We start from the raw sequence: 14,571 nt of genomic DNA, 5'->3' as shown, positions 1-14,571 counted from the left end.
CGGGGTTTGCACCCGTCGTCAGTCCCGCGCCCGCGTGTGCCAGAGCCAGGCGATGCCCACGAACGGCAGCACGAGCGGGAGCCACCCGTAGCCCGCGCCGTAGTCCGACCACACGGTCGCGTCGGGGAACAGCTCGGGGTCGAGCACGGTCAGGGTGCCGACCGTGAGCACGCCGACCAGCTCGAACCCGACCGCCGCCCAGGCCAGCCCGCGGGGGCTGGGGCCGACCTCGGCGAGGCCGAGGGTGGCGGCGACGTAGACGAGCGCGGCCATGGCCGAGAGGGCGTACGCGAGGGGCGCCTCGTCGGCCTTGGTGGCCAGCTGGACGAGCGAGCGGGCGGTCGCGGCGAGCGCGAAGACGCCGTAGACGGCGACGAGCGTGCGTCCCAGGCCCGACGACGTCGAGGCGGCGCGGCTCACGCGGTCCACACCGCCACCGCGCGGACGACGATGAACGCCTGCGCCAGCGCGGCGATCATCAGCACGGCCGTGGCGCCGCGACTGCGCTCGGCGAGCGACCAGGCGAACCCGATCGGCAGCAGCACGAGCCCTGCGACGAGGTAGCCGAACACCGTGATCGCCGAGGGGCCGCTGAGGTCGGCGCCGCCGACCTGGAACGCGGCGACCACGATCAGCACCAGCGTCGCGGCCTCGATGACGGCGGCGAAGCCGAGCAGGCCCCAGTCGGGCGTGCGGTCGAGCGCGACGTAGACCAGCACCACCAGCGCGAGGAGCAGCGAGGCGGCGAGCAGCACGAGGGGCAGGGGTCCGTCCACGAGGGTCGATTGTCCCAGAGTGGCCCGCACGTCCCGCCGGAGGACCGAGTCAGCCCTCGACCGGGGGGAGCTCGCGCATGGCGTGGTCGGCGATCTTCTTCATCATCCACCCGTCGATGCCGCCGCCGACCAGTCCGCCGGCGACCGGGACGCCCCGGCCGAGGCGGGCCAGCGCCTTCTCGCTCACCCCGCGCACCAGCCGGAAGCCGACGGCCTTGTTGACCATCATCAGCGCCGCGGGCGGCAGGCCCTTGAGGGCGTAGCTCGTCACCCGGCTGCCGGCGGTCGACATGCCGGTCCGACGCAGCACCTCGTCGGCGTCGGAGCCGACCAGCGTGAGCAGGATCGCCGTACGCACCCGCGGGTCGTCGATGTCGTGGCCGCGCAGCACCGCGATGCCGCCGACCATCCGAACGGCCTGGAGGTAGAACTCCGCGACGTTGACCGGCAGCGACACCGGCATCGTGACGAAGCCGCCGATCCCGGTGACGAAGCCGCCGACGCCGCCGGTGAGGGTGCTGCGGCGGGCCAGCGCCGCGATCGCCTTCTCCCGGTCGCCGCCGGCCTTGCGGAGCGCCTCGCCGGCGACCGAGCGGACCGGGCTGAGCGGTCCGCGGCCGTCGAGGCCGACGTCGAGGAGCAGCGCGACCATCCGGTCGACCGCCCCCGGGTCGGGTCGCGGGTCACCGGCGGCGTCGAGTGCCGACGTCCTCGACGTCTCGGAGCCGCCACGGCGCACCAGGTCCTTGAGTCCCATGCTGGCCACCCTACGAAGCGGTCGGGCACCCGACCCCTGGTCCCGCTCAGGAGGTCGCGGAGCGGAAGCCGCGCAGGCGCAGGCTGTTGGTCACCACGAAGACGCTCGAGAACGCCATCGCGGCACCGGCGAGCATCGGGTTGAGGAGGCCGGCGGCGGCCAGCGGCAGGGCGGCGACGTTGTAGGCGAAGGCCCAGAACAGGTTGCCCTTGATCGTGGCGAGCGTGCGGCGCGCGAGCCGGATCGCGTCGACGGCGACCAGCAGGTCGCCGCGCACGAGGGTCAGGTCGCCGGCCTCGATGGCCACGTCGGTGCCGGTGCCCATCGCCAGGCCGAGGTCGGCCTGGGCGAGCGCGGCGGCGTCGTTGACGCCGTCGCCGACCATCGCCACGACCTTGCCGGCCGCCTGGAGCCGCTGCACCTCGGCGACCTTGTCGGCGGGCAGCACGTCGGCCACGACGGTGTCGATGCCGACCTGCGCGGCGACGTGGCGGGCGGCGGCCTCGTTGTCGCCGGTGAGCAGGACCGGCGTCAGGCCCAGCTCGCGCAGCGCGGCGACGGCTCGTGCGGACGTCGGCCTGACGGTGTCGCCGACGACGACGACGCCCCGGGCGCCGCCGTCCCAGCCGACCGCCACCGCGGTGCGGCCCTCGGCCTGCGCCCGCTCCACGGCAGCCTCCAGCGACGGCGGCAGGTGCTGTGCCCAGTCGGCCAGCAGGCTCGGTCGGCCGACCACGACGGCGTGTCCCTCGATGACGCCCTGCACGCCCAGGCCCTCCCGGTTGGCGAACTCCGCCACGGGGGGCAGCGGACCCTCCACGGCGGCGATGGCCCGGGCGATCGGGTGCTCGGACGCCGACTCGAGGGCCGCGGCGAGGCGGCGTACGTGGTCGGGCGACTCGCCCTCTGCGGCCACCACCTCGTGGACGGTCATCTCCCCGGTCGTCACGGTGCCGGTCTTGTCGAGCACGATCGTGTCGACGCGGCGGGTGGACTCCAGCACCTCGGGGCCCTTGATCAGGATGCCGAGCTGCGCGCCGCGGCCGGTGCCGACCATGAGGGCGGTCGGCGTCGCCAGGCCGAGGGCGCACGGGCAGGCGATGATCAGCACCGAGACGGCGGCGGTGAACGCCGCGGTGGCGCCGCCCCCGGCGCCGAGCCAGAAGCCGAGCGTGGCCACGGACAGCGCGATGACGACCGGCACGAAGACGCCGGACACGCGGTCGGCGAGGCGCTGCACCTCGGCCTTGCCGTTCTGGGCGTCCTCCACCAGCCGCGCCATCTGTGCGAGCTGGGTGTCGGCGCCCACGCGGGTGGCGCGCACGACGAGCCGCCCGCCCGCGTTGACGGTGGCCCCGACGACGGCGTCACCGGGGCCGACCTCCACCGGCACGGACTCGCCGGTGAGCATGGACGCGTCGACCGCGGAGGTGCCCTCGACGACCTCGCCGTCGGTCGCGACCTTCTCGCCGGGGCGGACCACGAACAGGTCGCCGACCGCGAGCTGCTCGACCGGGATCCGGACCTCCGCGCCGTCGCGCAGGACGGCCACGTCTCGCACACCGAGCTCGAGCAGCGCCCGCAGCGCCGCGCCCGCGCGCCGCTTCGACCGGTGCTCCAGCCACCGCCCGGCGAGCAGGAACGTCGTCACGCCGGCGGCGGCCTCGAGGTAGATGTTGCCCGCGCCGTCGGTGCGGTCGATCGAGATGCGGAACGGGTGGGTCATGCCCGGCTCGCCGGCCGTGCCGAGGAACAGCGCCCACAGCGACCAGGCGAACGCGGCCAGCACCCCCACCGAGACGAGGGTGTCCATCGTCGTCGCGCCGTGGCGCAGGTTGGTCCAGGCGGCGCGGTGGAAGGGCAGCGCGCCCCAGACCACGACGGGAGCGGCGAGGGCGAGGGAGGCCCACTGCCAGTAGGTGAACTGCCATGCCGGCACCATCGCCATCGCGATCACCGGGACGGTGAGCACGGTGCTGACCAGCAGCCGCTGCAGGAGCGGGTCGCGCTCGGGGACGTCGTCGGGTGTGGGCGCACCGGGGGGCGTCGGCAGCGCGGCGGAGTAGCCGGCGGCCTCCACGGTGCGCAGCAGGTCGTCGGTGCTCACGGTGTCGGGGAAGGTGACCTTGGCCTTCTCGGTCGCGTAGTTGACCGTGGCCGTCACGCCGTCGAGCTTGTTGAGCTTGCGCTCGATGCGGTGGGCGCACGACGCGCAGGTCATGCCGGTGATGGCCAGCTCGACGTCGGCCCGGGGGCTCGTGGTGGTCTCAGTGCTCATGGTCGCCGCCCTCGGCGTGGTCGCCGGACGGTGCCCCGCCCGACTCGACGGTGAACGCGGCGGTGTGCACGGTGCCGCGGTGCTTGAAGTCCAGGAAGAGCCGGTAGGTCCCCGGCTCGGGGAACGCGGTCGCGAAGTCGATGCCCGGGCCCGCGGCGCCGTCCTCGGGGTGCACGTGGAGGTAGCCCAGGTCGCCGGCGCGCATCGCGACGAGGTGGCCGTGGGCGCCGAGGTAGGGCTCGAGGTCCGTGACGGGCTCGCCGTCGAGCTCGATGCGTGTGGTCAGCACCGTCGACGCTCCCGGGGCCGTGTCGCCCTGGAGCGTGACGGCGTACGTGCCCTCGTCCGTGCGGATCCGGTCGGTGCGGTCGTCGGCGGGCAGCGGGCGCGGGGAGAAGTCGCCGGCCACCGCCACGTCGTCGGCCAGCGTGATGCCGTCCCAGCCCTCGGGCACCAGGTCGGCGACCACCCGCCACACCCCGGGGGTCAGGTCCACGTCCACCGACCAGGTGCCGCTCGCGCGGTCGAGGCGCGGGTGCACGTGCTGGAAGCCGGTCAGGTCGCGGCGTACGACGATGAGGTGCAGGTCCTTCTCGTGCTCACGGGTGTAGTCGAGGAGGGGCCGCCCGCTGGAGGTCAGCACCTGGAAGTCGAGACGGGTGCGCCCGGCGGGCAGCGTGCGATCGGCGATGGCCAGCGAGAAGCCGTCGGCGCGGGAGGTGAGCCCGGCGACGTCGGCGACCCCCGACGCGTGCTCCGCGTGCCCGTCGCCCTCCCCGGCTCCGTCCTCGGCAGGGTGGTCCGCGTCGTCCCCGGCACCGTGACCCGCGTCGTCCGTGTGGGCGCCGGCGGCCGGCTCGGTGTCGAGCGGGCCGACGAACCGGCCGCCGACCCAGGCCAGCGCGAAGGCGGTGGCGAGGGAGGCGACGAACGCGACGACGCGCAGGGGGGTGCTCATGCTCGGGTCCTCCGGGAGGTGAGGGGTGGAGGGTGCAGGCGCGCTCAGGCGAGCGCGTAGCCGGCCTCCTCGACGGCGGCACGGACGGCCGACTCGTCGAGGGGGGCGGTGCTGGTGACGGTGACGGCTCCGGTCTCGACGACGACGTCGACGTCCTCGACGCCCGCGATCTCGGAGATCTCCTCGGTGACCGACGCGGCGCAGTGGCCGCAGGTCATGCCGGTGACGGTGAAGGTCTGGGTGCTCATGGGTGCTCCTCGATGGTGGGGATCCGGACTGGTGGTGGCTGGTGGCTCAGGAACGCACGAGGCGCGCGATGGCCTCGGACGCCTCCTGGAGCTTCTGCTCCTGCTCGGGGCCGCCCTGGCGCGCCGCTTCGACGAGGCAGTGCGCCATGTGGTCGTCGAGGAGCGAGAGGGCGAGCGACTGGAGCGCCTTGGTGGCCGCGGAGACCTGGGTGAGGATGTCGATGCAGTACTTCTCCTCCTCGACCATCCGCTGGATCCCGCGGATCTGTCCCTCGATCCGGCGCAGGCGCTTGAGGTGGGCCTGTACGGCCGCGTCGTTGCCCTCGAGGTGTCCGTGCTGCTCGCTCATGCGTCCATCATACCCCTTGGGGGTATGCGCGGCTCCGCGAGGCTCGCCCGTAGGGGTGGAAACGCTCGTGCTGGCACCACCATGAAGCGGTGCGGGGTACCGGCTCGGGCTACTGTCGCGGTGACGGTCGGGGGGTCGTCGGGGGTGGATCGTCCATCCCCCTCCGGACGACACCATCAGGAACACCATGGACATCCGAGTCGCACTTCTCGGTAGTGACGAGCTCGTCAAGCGAGGCCTCGACAGCATGCTCAAGACGCTCGGCGGCTTCGAGCTCGGCACCATCAAGGACCGCGCCCGCCAGCCCATCGACATCGCGCTCGTGGAGACGTTCGGGACGCCTCGCGGCGACACGTCCCTGCAGCGCGCGGTCGCCGATCCGCACATCCGCCGCGTGGCGGTCTACACGTGGAACCACCAGCCGGGGCTGGCGCACGAGCCGCTGGGCCAGGGCGTCACCGGCTACCTCGCCAAGAGCCTCAACGCCCCCCAGCTCGGGCGGGCGCTGCGCGCGATCCACCTCGGCGAGACGGTGGTCGCGCCGCTGCTGCCGGTGCTGCCGACCAAGGCCCTGCGCTCGAGCACGCAGGCCGACCTGCTGACCGCCCGCGAGCGCGAGACGCTGTCGCACATCGCCACCGGCAAGAGCAACGACGACATCGCGCGACAGATGCAGATCTCGCTCAACTCGGTGAAGTCCTACATCCGCAGCGCCTACCGCAAGACCGGTGTGCAGAGTCGGAGCCAGGCCGTGCTGTGGGCCGTGTCCCACGGCCTGGCCGCGGAGGCCTTCGGCGGCGTCGACGACGCCCGTCAGCTCCGGTAGCCGCCCAGCAGCTCGGCCAGGCGCAGGTGCGGCTGGGCCTCCTGGCGCCGTCCCTGGCGCTGCAGGGCGCGCCCGAGCAGCAGGTGGGCGTAGGGCTCGTTGGGGTCGTGCTCGAGCAGCTCGGTCGCGACCCGGATCGTGCCCTCGAGCTGCGCGGAGTGGAACAGCGCACGCGCCAGCAGCAGGCGTACGTCGGTCAGCTCGTGCCGCACCTCGCCGGGGTCGTCGAGCAGCTCGGTCAGCAGGACCGCCGTCTCGCGGTAGGCGCGCTCCTCGAAGAGCGCCTGGGCACGCAGCCAGCGGTCGTGGGTGCTGTCCTCGAGCAGGCCGGCGTGCCCGCGGAGCAGGTCCTCGAACGGGGTGAAGTCGGTCATCGTCGCTCCTCTCGCGGCGCTCGACCCGGGTGTCGTCACCGGGTGCTGTCCTCCGAGCGTGCACCCGGGGACCGGTGCAACGCGCCATCCCGCCCGGCGATTCCGCAGGTCGAGGCGCGGACGTCAGCGGGCGACACGGAAGGGGCGCTTCAGGACACCACCTGTCCTGAGGTGCGGGGAGGCTGGTGCCCATGACGAACTCCCGCATCACCCAGCTGGCTGAGCAGCTCGACTGGCACTGGACGGCCCAGCTGCGTCCCCGGCTCGACGGGCTCACCGACGACGAGTACTTCTTCGAGCCGGTGCCCGGCTGCTGGACGATCCGCAGGCACGGCACACGCATGGTCCCCGACTTCGCCGATCCGCCCCCGCAGCCCGAGCCGCTGACGACGATCGCCTGGCGGATGGCCCACGTGATCGTCGGCGTCCTGGCGACGCGGGCGCACTCCCACTTCGGCGGTCCGCCGGCCGACTACGAGTCGTGGGACTACGCCGCCGACGCCGACACCGCGCTGCGGCAGCTCGACGACGCCTACCGGCTCTGGCGCGACGGGGTGCACGGCCTGGCCGACGCCGATCTCGACACGCCCGTCGGGCCGGCCGAGGGGCCGTGGGCGGCCGCACCGATGGCGACGCTGATCCTGCACATCAACCGCGAGGTCATCCACCACGGAGCCGAGATCGCCCTGCTCCGTGACCTGTACGCCCACACCCCGCCCACCGCCGCGTCCTGACCGGTTCCTCGGAATACTGGGGACGGCAGCCCGGTTGGAGGTGATACAACCTTCAACCAGCCGTTCCCCATGTTCGGAGGACACCATGCAGTTCGGCATGTTCAGCGTCGGCGACGTCACCCCGGACCCGACCACCGGACGCACCCCGTCCGAGGCCGAGCGCATCGCAGCGATGACGCAGTACGCCCTCAAGGCCGAGGAGGTCGGACTCGACGTCTTCGCGACCGGCGAGCACCACAACCCGCCGTTCGTCGTGTCGTCGCCGACCACGCACCTCGGCTTCATCGCGGCGCAGACCGAGCGGCTCCTGCTCTCGACGAGCACCACGCTCATCACCACGAACGACCCGGTGAAGATCGCCGAGGACTACGCGTTCCTCCAGCACCTCTCCGGCGGCCGCGTCGACCTGATGATGGGCCGCGGCAACACCGGGCCGGTCTACCCCTGGTTCGGCAAGGACATCCGCGACGGCATCAAGCTCGCGGTCGAGAACTACCACCTGCTCCGCACGCTGTGGCGCGAGCCCGTCGTCAACTGGCAGGGCCAGTTCCGCACCCCGTTGCAGGGCTACACCTCGACGCCGGCTCCGCTCGACGGCACGCCGCCGTTCGTCTGGCACGGCTCGATCCGGAGCACCGAGATCGCCGAGCAGGCGGCCTACTACGGTGACGGCTTCTTCCACAACCACATCTTCTGGAACAAGGAGCACACCGAGCAGATGGTGAGGCTCTACCGCCGCCGCTTCGAGCACTACGGCCACGGCTCCGCCGACCAGGCCTACGTCGGGCTCGGCGGCCAGGCGTTCATGGCCTCGACCGAGGCCGAGGCCAAGCGGGTGTTCCGGCCCTACTTCGACAACGCCCCGGTCTACGGCCACGGCCCGTCGCTGGAGGACTTCTCCGAGATGACCCCGCTGACCGTCGGCACCCCCGAGCAGGTCATCGAGCGCACGCTCGGCTTCGCCGACTACGCCGGCGACTACCAGCGCCAGCTCTTCCTGATGGACCACGCCGGTCTGCCCACCTCGCTGGTCCTCGAGCAGATCGAGATGCTCGGCACCGAGGTCGTGCCGGTGCTGCGCGCCGAGTTCGAGCGGCGCCGTCCCGCCCACGTGCCCAGCGACCCGCCCACCCACAGCTCGCTCGTGACGGCCGGTCCCGAGGCCCCCCACCACCTCGTCGAGCCCGCCCGGGCCCGCATCGAGGCGCAGCAGGCCGCGCAGGTCGACGCATGAGCCGACGCATCGTCGTCGTCACGGCCGGGGTGACGGTGCCGTCGTCGACCCGGCTGCTGGCCGACCAGCTCGCCGAGGCGACCCTCGCGCAGGTCACCGCGCGCGGCGAGGCCGCCGAGACCGAGTTCATCGAGGTGCGCGAGGTCGCGGGCGAGCTGGCGACGTTCATGGTCACCGGCGGCATCCCCACCCCGCGGCTCACCGAGCTGCGCGAGCTGGTGGCGTCCGCCGACGGCCTCATCGTGGTGACGCCGGTCTTCAACGGCAGCTACAGCGGGCTGTTCAAGATGTTCTTCGACGCCCTCGACAAGGACGCGCTGGTGGGCACGCCGGTGCTCATCGCCGCGGCCGCCGGCAGCTCGCGGCACTCGCTGGTGCTCGACCACGCGATGCGCCCGCTCTTCGCCTATCTCCGCGCGGTGGTCGTCCCCACCGGCGTCTTCGCCGCCACCGAGGACTTCGGCAGCCACGGTCTCTCCGACCGCATCACCCGCGCGGCCGCCGAGCTGGCCGCGCTGGTGCTGGGCCAGGGCGGCTACGCCGTCGGCGGGTTCGCCCCCGACCTCGCCGCCCGCCCGCGGCGTACGTCCGGCACGCAGGTGGAGGCCGACGTGACGCCGTTCGGCGACCTGCTGCGGGGCCACACCGGCACCGACTGACGGCCCGGACCGGGACACCGCCCCACGGGTGTGCTCTCCGCCGTCGGGCGGTGGTTGTGTCGGTGACTTGCGGACCGCCTGTGTCGGAGTCCCCGCCTGAGCGGGGACTTCGACGGGATCGGGGATGATCCCAGCCACTGGGTGACGTGGAGCCTCCACGATCGCTCCGGGGCGCCGGATCGGGCTCCCCGGGGCGTATGCGTGTGACGAGCCTGCACGATCGACCGAGACCCCCGGAGGGACACATGAGCGACACAGTCTGGAGCTACCGCGACAGCGAGTGGGCGCACGACCGCGACCTCGTCGGCTACGACGTCGAGGGTGATGACGGCCCGATCGGCAAGGTCGACCGGGCCACCGCCGACACCGACGGGGCGTGGCTCGTGGTCGACACGGGCTTCTGGATCTTCGGCAAGAAGCGGCTGATCCCGGCCGGCACCGTCGTGGGCATCGACCACGACGGCAGACGGATCATCGTCAACGTCAGCAAGGAGCAGGTCAAGGCCGCGCCCGACTACGACGACGACACCTGGGACGAGCACGCCCGGGGCCGCCACGCCGCGCACTACGGCCGGCACGCCGGCCACGAGCACCGGGACGACCGCGAGCACTGAGACGACCACGAGCACTGAGACGACCACGAGCACCCGGTGCACCGCGAGGACCGCTAGGCCCTCAGGTGGGCCGCCAGCCGGGCGGCGAGGTCGACCGACGCCGCGATCTCGTCACGTCGGATGGAGACGCTCTCCACGTTGACGCCGATGGGCACCTCGAGGCGGCGGCAGAAGTCGATGAGCTCGACGGCCGTCGCCTGCGCCTGGTCGAGCGAGGCGGCCAACGGGTCGGTCGAGTGCCGCAGGTCGTTCTCGATCCACCGGGGGACGTCGACGCCGAGCCAGCGGAGGAACTCGAGGGTCTTCATCGAGCCGCACACGGAGAACGTGAACACCATCGGGACCGGAGCCAGGCCACGGGCCGCGCACTCGTAGCGGTAGTCGGAGACGAGGTTCTTGGCGGCGTTGAGGTCGTAGACGACCTGGGACACGAAGAACCGGCAGCCGGCCTCCTGCTTGGCGATCAGGCGCAGGTGCTCGTTGTCGCGTCGGCTGTGCCGCTCGGGGATCGCCACCCCTCCGCACAGCAGGTCGGGGTTGAGCTCGGTCCGCAGCGCCTGGGCGTCGGCGAGGGACACCGGCGCGGCCAGGCCGCTGGAGGCGGCACCGACCAGCACGGTCAACGTCCGGCGGGGATCCTGCGCGCTGAGCCAGGTCTGCAGCTCGTCGCGCTGGTACTTGCCGACCGCGCGGTAGACGATCGTCGGAGTCCGCCAGCCCCCGAGGTGTTCGGAGCGGTAGTCGGACGGGTCGACGGTCGGGCTGAAGGGGAACGGGCGCTCCGCGGGGTTGCGCGACCGCTCGTCGTCGATGTCGTAGAGGACCAGCGCGTCGAGGTCGAGGTGGTCGAGGCGCTCCATGGTGGCGCGCGCGATCTCCGGGAGCCGCTCGGCGGGCGTCGACCGCCGCGGCGGGGTGATCGCGAAGAGGATGAAGTCACCGTGGCCGGCGCCGATGCGCGTGGTGATCTCCACGCCGCCACGGTAGCGGTGGCGGCGCCCCACCTCCGAATGCGAGGGCTGCGGACGGCCGGGCCCGCGCTCGGGTCGGCCGCGTCTCGACCGTGCTCCTAGGGTGTGCGGAGCCGTCCCACCACCGAGGGAGCCCTGTGCCCGAGACCGAGCTCGTCCCGTGGCGCGCCGAGCCCGCGGTGCCTCGCGTCCACGCCGGCACCGTGCGCGCCGACCGGCTGCGGGTCCGCGCGGACTACCCGGTCACCGGCGTCGCCCTCGTGCTGCTGGTGCTGCAGGCGGTGTTCCTCCTCCCGCTCGTCTGGCAGCTCGACGTGACCGCGGTCGCGGTGCCGGCCCTGCTGGGGCTCGACGCGCTGGGCTTCGGCGGGCTGTGGCTGCTGCGCGAGCGGGCCCGCCGCGACGTCGGCCGGCTCGAGTCGTCGTACGCCGACAGCGAGCGCGACGGCGTCACCCGCGACCGGTCGCTGGCCGGGCTGCTCGCGGTCTCGCGCGAGCGGCACGAGGCGATCCGCGAGGAGTGGACCCGCGCGCTCACCGACCCGCTCGCGTCGCTCGCCCCGGCGGCCGCGACCGACGTCGCCGACCCCGACACCGCGGCGTTCCTCGAGTCCTACGCCGCGTTGGAGGACTTCCTGGCCGCCCACCCCCGCGGCGTGCCGCCCGAGCTGGTCGCGGTCTACGGCGAGGACGTCCGCGAGTGCCGGCGGCGCTGGGACGCGGCCCGGGCGCGCTCGGGCTGAGCGCTCCTCACCGCTCCCACGCCGGCCCGTCGCCGCCCAGGCGCTCGACCAGCCGCCGCCCGACGTGAGCGGCGTTGGCGAGGCGTACGTCCTCGGGGACCTCCGGGAGGTTCTCCTCCCAGTCGAGCAGGCACGACCCGCGCAGCTGCGCCATCCGGGCCGGGCGGGCGAAGAAGAAGGGGTGGGCGTGCGCGCCGCCGTCGCCGTAGCGACCGATGTGGCAGCGACCCACGCTCGGCAGCTCCTCGACCGCGGCGGTGATCCGGGCCATCAGCACGCCCATCTCGGCGGCCAGCTCGTCGGGCAGGTCGGCGACGTCGTGGTGCTCGACCGGGCGCAGGATGAAGGAGACCGGCAGCCTCATGTCGAGGGTGACGAGCAGCCAGCGCTCGTTGCGCCACGCCACCAGCGCGGCGCGCTCGGGCGGCATCGGCTGACGGCAGGAGCAGTCGGCCGGGTCCTCGCCGTCCCGCGGCGGCTCGGCGTCCTGCAGCGCCTCGAGCGGCTTGATCCGCAGCCCGTCGAGCTCGAACGGGAAGACGTCCCACCCCGGCATCGCCTCGATGGCGACCGGAAGCCTGCCCTCGGCGTCGGTGGCCGCGGCGACGCGGGCGTGGAACTGCTCGGCGGTCTCGAGGCTCATGCCGCGCAGTCAACCAGCCGGACCGGCCGGACGGGAGGCCGCGACGCGCCGGGTCGGCAGCGGGTGGGCGCCGACCCGGCACCTCCGGGGGGACGCCGTCACGCAGCGGGGGTGAGCTCGGGCTCGGACCCGGGCCCCGCGTCGACGAGGTCGCCGGTCGGCCGGGCGGGGCGACGCGGCCACCAGACGCGATCGCCGAGCAGCACCAGGGCGGCGGGCAGCATCACCAGCCGGATCAGGGTCGCGTCGAGCAGGATCGCCACCGCCAGCGCGACCCCCATCATCTTCATCTCGAGCATGCTCAGCGTCGCGAAGATGGCGAACACCGAGACCATCACCGCTGCGGCGCTGGTGACGACGGACGCGCTGTCGCGGATGCCCTGCTCGACGGCCAGCCGGGTCGGCAGCCCGCGCCCCACCAGCTCGCGGATCCGCCCGGTGACGAACACGTGGTAGTCCATCGACAGCCCGACCAGCACGACGAGCACGAACAGCGGGATCCAGTCGATCACGAAGCCCGGGCTGGTGAAGCCGAGCGCCCCCTCCAGCCAGCCGTGCTGGAACACCAGGGTCAGCACGCCGAAGGCCACGCCGACCGAGACCAGGTTGAGCGCGGTCGAGACCAGCGCCAGCGGCACGCTGCGGAAGGCGACCCCCATCATCACCAGCGTCAGCAGCAGGACGAACCCGATCACCACAGGCATCCACGTGGTGAGGTGCTCGTCGAAGTCGAGGTTGGACGCCGCGTCCCCGCCCACCGCCCACTCCAGGCCGTCGGCGTCGAGCGCCGCGGGTGCGATCTTCTCGCGCAGGTCGGTGATGGCCTCTGTGGTCCGCTCGTCGGAGTCGGGCCACGGCAGCGCCAGGGTGAGGGACGAGGTGTCGCCGTCGTCGGAGGTGGCCAGCCCGCCGGGCACCTCGCTGAACGCGCCGGATCCGGTCGCGGTGGACGCCAGCTCACCCAGGGCCGTCGCCGACCCCGGGCCATCGGCCAGCACCGTCACGGTGGTGCCCTCGCCGGGGAAGTCCGCTGCCACGTCGCGCATGGTCTGCACCGCCGCGATCTCGCCCGGCAGCGTCTCCAGGGTGGCGGCGTGCATCGTCATGCCGAGCGCCGGCAGGGCGAGGGCGGCGCACACCGCGAGCGACCCGCCGAGCGCGAGCGCGGGTCGGCGTACGACCGGGGCCAGGATGCGGCGACTGATCCCGCCGGCGCCGATGCGGCGGTTGAGGCGCCACAGCAGCGGCACGCGGGGCCGGTCGACCCACCGGCCGAGCTTGACCAGCAGCGCGGGCAGCACGGTGATCGAGCCGACGACCGCGACCGCGACGACGATGATCGCGCCGAGCGCGAGCGAGGTGAAGGTGACGAAGCCGACGAGGAAGAGTCCCGACATGGCCGCCGCCACGGCGAAGCCGGAGACGAGGATCGAGTGTCCGGAGGTCTGTGCCGCGATCTCGACCGCGTCGAGCGTGCTGCGCCCGCGAGCCCGCTCCTCACGTTCGCGCTTGAGGTAGAACAGCGAGTAGTCGACGCCGACGGCCATGCCGATCAGCACGATCATCGAGCCGACGGTCGGCTCCGCCGGCACGAGGTGGGACACCGCCGCTGAGATGCCCATCGTCGCCGCCACGCTGCCCAGGGCCAGCAGCACCGGGATGCCGGCGGCGATCAGGGCTCCGAAGGCCAGCAGCATCAGCACCAGCGTCACCGGGATGCTGATCCCCTCGGCCGAGGCGAGGTCGTCGGCGACCTGGTCGTTGATCGCCTCGTCGAGGCTCGGTCCGCCGGTCTGGCGCAGCGTCAGGTCGGGGTGCGCGGCGGCGACGGCGTCCGTCACCTCCTGGAGCGGGCCGGCGTCGTCGACGCCCTCGGCCAGCGAGGCCGACACCAGCATCGCGGAGCGGTCGTCGTCCCACACCGGCGGAGCGACGTCGCTGACCCCCTCGGCGCGGGCCATCTGCTGGGCGAGGTCGCGAGCCCCCTCCGGCACCCGGGCCGGATCGCCGCTGATGAGGACGACCTCGGACTCGGGTGCGGCCAGTCCCGCCCGCTCGGCCATCGCGTCCGCGCGACCCGACTCGCCCATGCGGTAGTCGGCCGGCTCCGCCTCGTGCGTCGGTACGAGGACGGCGAGGCTGGTCGCCGCCGCCACCAGCGCCAGCCAGGTGAGGATCGCGCGCCACGGGTGCTCGGCGCTCCAGCGCGCGGCGCGCTGGGGGATCCGGGTGATCAGGTCGGCTGCCATCGACGTGCTCCATTCCGTGTGCGTCCGGGCGGGTGGTGCCCGTGGATCGGTCGATCCCCACGCTCCCGGCGATCGCCGCGTCCGGCAGGGGTGGCACCTCCCGGCGCGAGGTGGGGAAAACCCCACCGACCGGGGCCTCGCGATCGGTGAGGATGGGG

Annotated in this window: 17 protein-coding genes; 6 read left to right on the top strand and 11 right to left on the bottom strand. The window is 73.4% G+C overall.

The window, feature by feature from the left end; genetic code table 11:
- Positions 1-18 precede the first annotated feature (18 nt).
- The 7 genes from AC54T2_RS03830 to AC54T2_RS03800 are packed head-to-tail and all read right to left on the bottom strand — an operon-like array spanning position 19 to position 5,366.
- A complete protein-coding gene (locus AC54T2_RS03830; RefSeq protein ID WP_496665567.1) occupies positions 19-420 on the bottom strand; it encodes a hypothetical protein in 402 nt (133 codons plus the stop codon).
- Complete coding sequence (locus AC54T2_RS03825; protein ID WP_186339591.1) at positions 417-776, bottom strand: hypothetical protein; 360 nt, start codon at positions 774-776, stop codon at positions 417-419. The genes AC54T2_RS03830 and AC54T2_RS03825 overlap by 4 nt, the downstream gene beginning before the upstream one ends.
- 49 nt (positions 777-825) lie before the next feature.
- Positions 826-1,533: an EcsC family protein gene (locus AC54T2_RS03820; protein ID WP_496665566.1), complete on the bottom strand. Its 708-nt coding sequence runs from the start codon at positions 1,531-1,533 to the stop codon at positions 826-828.
- Between the two features lie 46 nt (positions 1,534-1,579).
- The gene (locus tag AC54T2_RS03815) at positions 1,580-3,811 is read right to left on the bottom strand and encodes a heavy metal translocating P-type ATPase (RefSeq protein ID WP_496665565.1); all 2,232 of its coding nucleotides are present in this window, start codon (positions 3,809-3,811) and stop codon (positions 1,580-1,582) included.
- Positions 3,801-4,769: a DUF8832 domain-containing protein gene (locus AC54T2_RS03810; protein WP_496665564.1), complete on the bottom strand. Its 969-nt coding sequence runs from the start codon at positions 4,767-4,769 to the stop codon at positions 3,801-3,803. Before AC54T2_RS03810 ends, AC54T2_RS03815 begins: the two co-directional genes overlap by 11 nt.
- Positions 4,770-4,813: 44 nt before the next feature.
- Entirely contained in the window at positions 4,814-5,017 is a 204-nt protein-coding gene (locus AC54T2_RS03805) for a heavy-metal-associated domain-containing protein (RefSeq protein WP_186339587.1), read from the bottom strand.
- A gap of 46 nt (positions 5,018-5,063) precedes the next feature.
- Positions 5,064-5,366: a metal-sensitive transcriptional regulator gene (locus AC54T2_RS03800; RefSeq protein ID WP_496665563.1), complete on the bottom strand. Its 303-nt coding sequence runs from the start codon at positions 5,364-5,366 to the stop codon at positions 5,064-5,066.
- Positions 5,367-5,553: 187 nt separating this feature from the next.
- Here AC54T2_RS03800 and AC54T2_RS03795 point away from each other — a divergent pair, with 187 nt between their 5' ends.
- A complete protein-coding gene (locus AC54T2_RS03795; protein ID WP_489976351.1) occupies positions 5,554-6,192 on the top strand; it encodes a LuxR C-terminal-related transcriptional regulator in 639 nt (212 codons plus the stop codon).
- Here AC54T2_RS03795 and AC54T2_RS03790 read toward each other — a convergent pair.
- Positions 6,180-6,566, bottom strand: coding sequence for a hypothetical protein (locus AC54T2_RS03790; RefSeq protein WP_206054454.1), 387 nt, complete (start codon positions 6,564-6,566; stop codon positions 6,180-6,182). The two genes, AC54T2_RS03795 and AC54T2_RS03790, sit on opposite strands and share 13 nt — an antisense overlap.
- Positions 6,567-6,757: 191 nt before the next feature.
- On the opposite strand from AC54T2_RS03790, the gene AC54T2_RS03785 reads away from it, so the two are divergent.
- The 4 genes from AC54T2_RS03785 to AC54T2_RS03770 all read left to right on the top strand — a co-directional run bounded on the left by AC54T2_RS03785 (position 6,758) and on the right by AC54T2_RS03770 (position 9,807).
- Positions 6,758-7,300 (top strand): DinB family protein, encoded by a 543-nt coding sequence (locus AC54T2_RS03785; RefSeq protein WP_496665562.1) that lies wholly within the window; start codon positions 6,758-6,760, stop codon positions 7,298-7,300.
- 85 nt (positions 7,301-7,385) lie between these two features.
- Complete coding sequence (locus tag AC54T2_RS03780; protein WP_496665561.1) at positions 7,386-8,534, top strand: LLM class flavin-dependent oxidoreductase; 1,149 nt, start codon at positions 7,386-7,388, stop codon at positions 8,532-8,534.
- Positions 8,531-9,193: an FMN reductase gene (locus tag AC54T2_RS03775; RefSeq protein ID WP_186339582.1), complete on the top strand. Its 663-nt coding sequence runs from the start codon at positions 8,531-8,533 to the stop codon at positions 9,191-9,193. The genes AC54T2_RS03780 and AC54T2_RS03775 overlap by 4 nt, the downstream gene beginning before the upstream one ends.
- A 245-nt stretch (positions 9,194-9,438) precedes the next feature.
- A complete protein-coding gene (locus tag AC54T2_RS03770) occupies positions 9,439-9,807 on the top strand; it encodes a PRC-barrel domain-containing protein (RefSeq protein WP_496665560.1) in 369 nt (122 codons plus the stop codon).
- A gap of 53 nt (positions 9,808-9,860) precedes the next feature.
- On the opposite strand, the gene AC54T2_RS03765 is transcribed toward AC54T2_RS03770, so the two are convergent.
- Positions 9,861-10,781, bottom strand: coding sequence for a methylenetetrahydrofolate reductase (locus AC54T2_RS03765; protein ID WP_496665559.1), 921 nt, complete (start codon positions 10,779-10,781; stop codon positions 9,861-9,863).
- 134 nt (positions 10,782-10,915) lie between these two features.
- On the opposite strand from AC54T2_RS03765, the gene AC54T2_RS03760 reads away from it, so the two are divergent.
- Entirely contained in the window at positions 10,916-11,521 is a 606-nt protein-coding gene (locus AC54T2_RS03760) for a hypothetical protein (protein ID WP_496665558.1), read from the top strand.
- A 7-nt stretch (positions 11,522-11,528) separates the two neighbouring features.
- On the opposite strand, the gene AC54T2_RS03755 is transcribed toward AC54T2_RS03760, so the two are convergent.
- Both AC54T2_RS03755 and AC54T2_RS03750 read right to left on the bottom strand, forming a co-directional pair.
- Positions 11,529-12,164: a hypothetical protein gene (locus AC54T2_RS03755; protein WP_496665557.1), complete on the bottom strand. Its 636-nt coding sequence runs from the start codon at positions 12,162-12,164 to the stop codon at positions 11,529-11,531.
- 98 nt (positions 12,165-12,262) lie between these two features.
- Positions 12,263-14,413 carry an MMPL family transporter gene (locus AC54T2_RS03750; protein WP_496665556.1) on the bottom strand — a complete coding sequence of 717 codons (2,151 nt, stop codon included), beginning with the start codon at positions 14,411-14,413 and terminating at the stop codon, positions 12,263-12,265.
- Positions 14,414-14,571: the final 158 nt, after the last annotated feature.

Source organism: Nocardioides sp. Z35_8 (assembly GCF_059621125.1).
The sequence above is the reverse complement of the archived record's forward strand: the minus strand, read 5'-3'. Positions and strand labels throughout refer to the sequence as shown.

What these genes read in the sequence shown, in the direction of transcription:
- AC54T2_RS03820 (WP_496665566.1), bottom strand. Translation starts at nt 1,533, where the DNA reads ATGGGACTCAAGGACCTGGTGCGCCGTGGCGGCTCCGAGACGTCGAGG.
- AC54T2_RS03815 (WP_496665565.1), bottom strand. Translation starts at nt 3,811, where the DNA reads ATGAGCACTGAGACCACCACGAGCCCCCGGGCCGACGTCGAGCTGGCC.
- AC54T2_RS03810 (WP_496665564.1), bottom strand. Translation starts at nt 4,769, where the DNA reads ATGAGCACCCCCCTGCGCGTCGTCGCGTTCGTCGCCTCCCTCGCCACC.
- AC54T2_RS03805 (WP_186339587.1), bottom strand. Translation starts at nt 5,017, where the DNA reads ATGAGCACCCAGACCTTCACCGTCACCGGCATGACCTGCGGCCACTGC.
- AC54T2_RS03800 (WP_496665563.1), bottom strand. Translation starts at nt 5,366, where the DNA reads ATGAGCGAGCAGCACGGACACCTCGAGGGCAACGACGCGGCCGTACAG.
- AC54T2_RS03795 (WP_489976351.1), top strand. Translation starts at nt 5,554, where the DNA reads ATGGACATCCGAGTCGCACTTCTCGGTAGTGACGAGCTCGTCAAGCGA.
- AC54T2_RS03790 (WP_206054454.1), bottom strand. Translation starts at nt 6,566, where the DNA reads ATGACCGACTTCACCCCGTTCGAGGACCTGCTCCGCGGGCACGCCGGC.
- AC54T2_RS03785 (WP_496665562.1), top strand. Translation starts at nt 6,758, where the DNA reads ATGACGAACTCCCGCATCACCCAGCTGGCTGAGCAGCTCGACTGGCAC.
- AC54T2_RS03780 (WP_496665561.1), top strand. Translation starts at nt 7,386, where the DNA reads ATGCAGTTCGGCATGTTCAGCGTCGGCGACGTCACCCCGGACCCGACC.
- AC54T2_RS03775 (WP_186339582.1), top strand. Translation starts at nt 8,531, where the DNA reads ATGAGCCGACGCATCGTCGTCGTCACGGCCGGGGTGACGGTGCCGTCG.
- AC54T2_RS03770 (WP_496665560.1), top strand. Translation starts at nt 9,439, where the DNA reads ATGAGCGACACAGTCTGGAGCTACCGCGACAGCGAGTGGGCGCACGAC.
- AC54T2_RS03755 (WP_496665557.1), bottom strand. Translation starts at nt 12,164, where the DNA reads ATGAGCCTCGAGACCGCCGAGCAGTTCCACGCCCGCGTCGCCGCGGCC.
- AC54T2_RS03750 (WP_496665556.1), bottom strand. Translation starts at nt 14,413, where the DNA reads ATGGCAGCCGACCTGATCACCCGGATCCCCCAGCGCGCCGCGCGCTGG.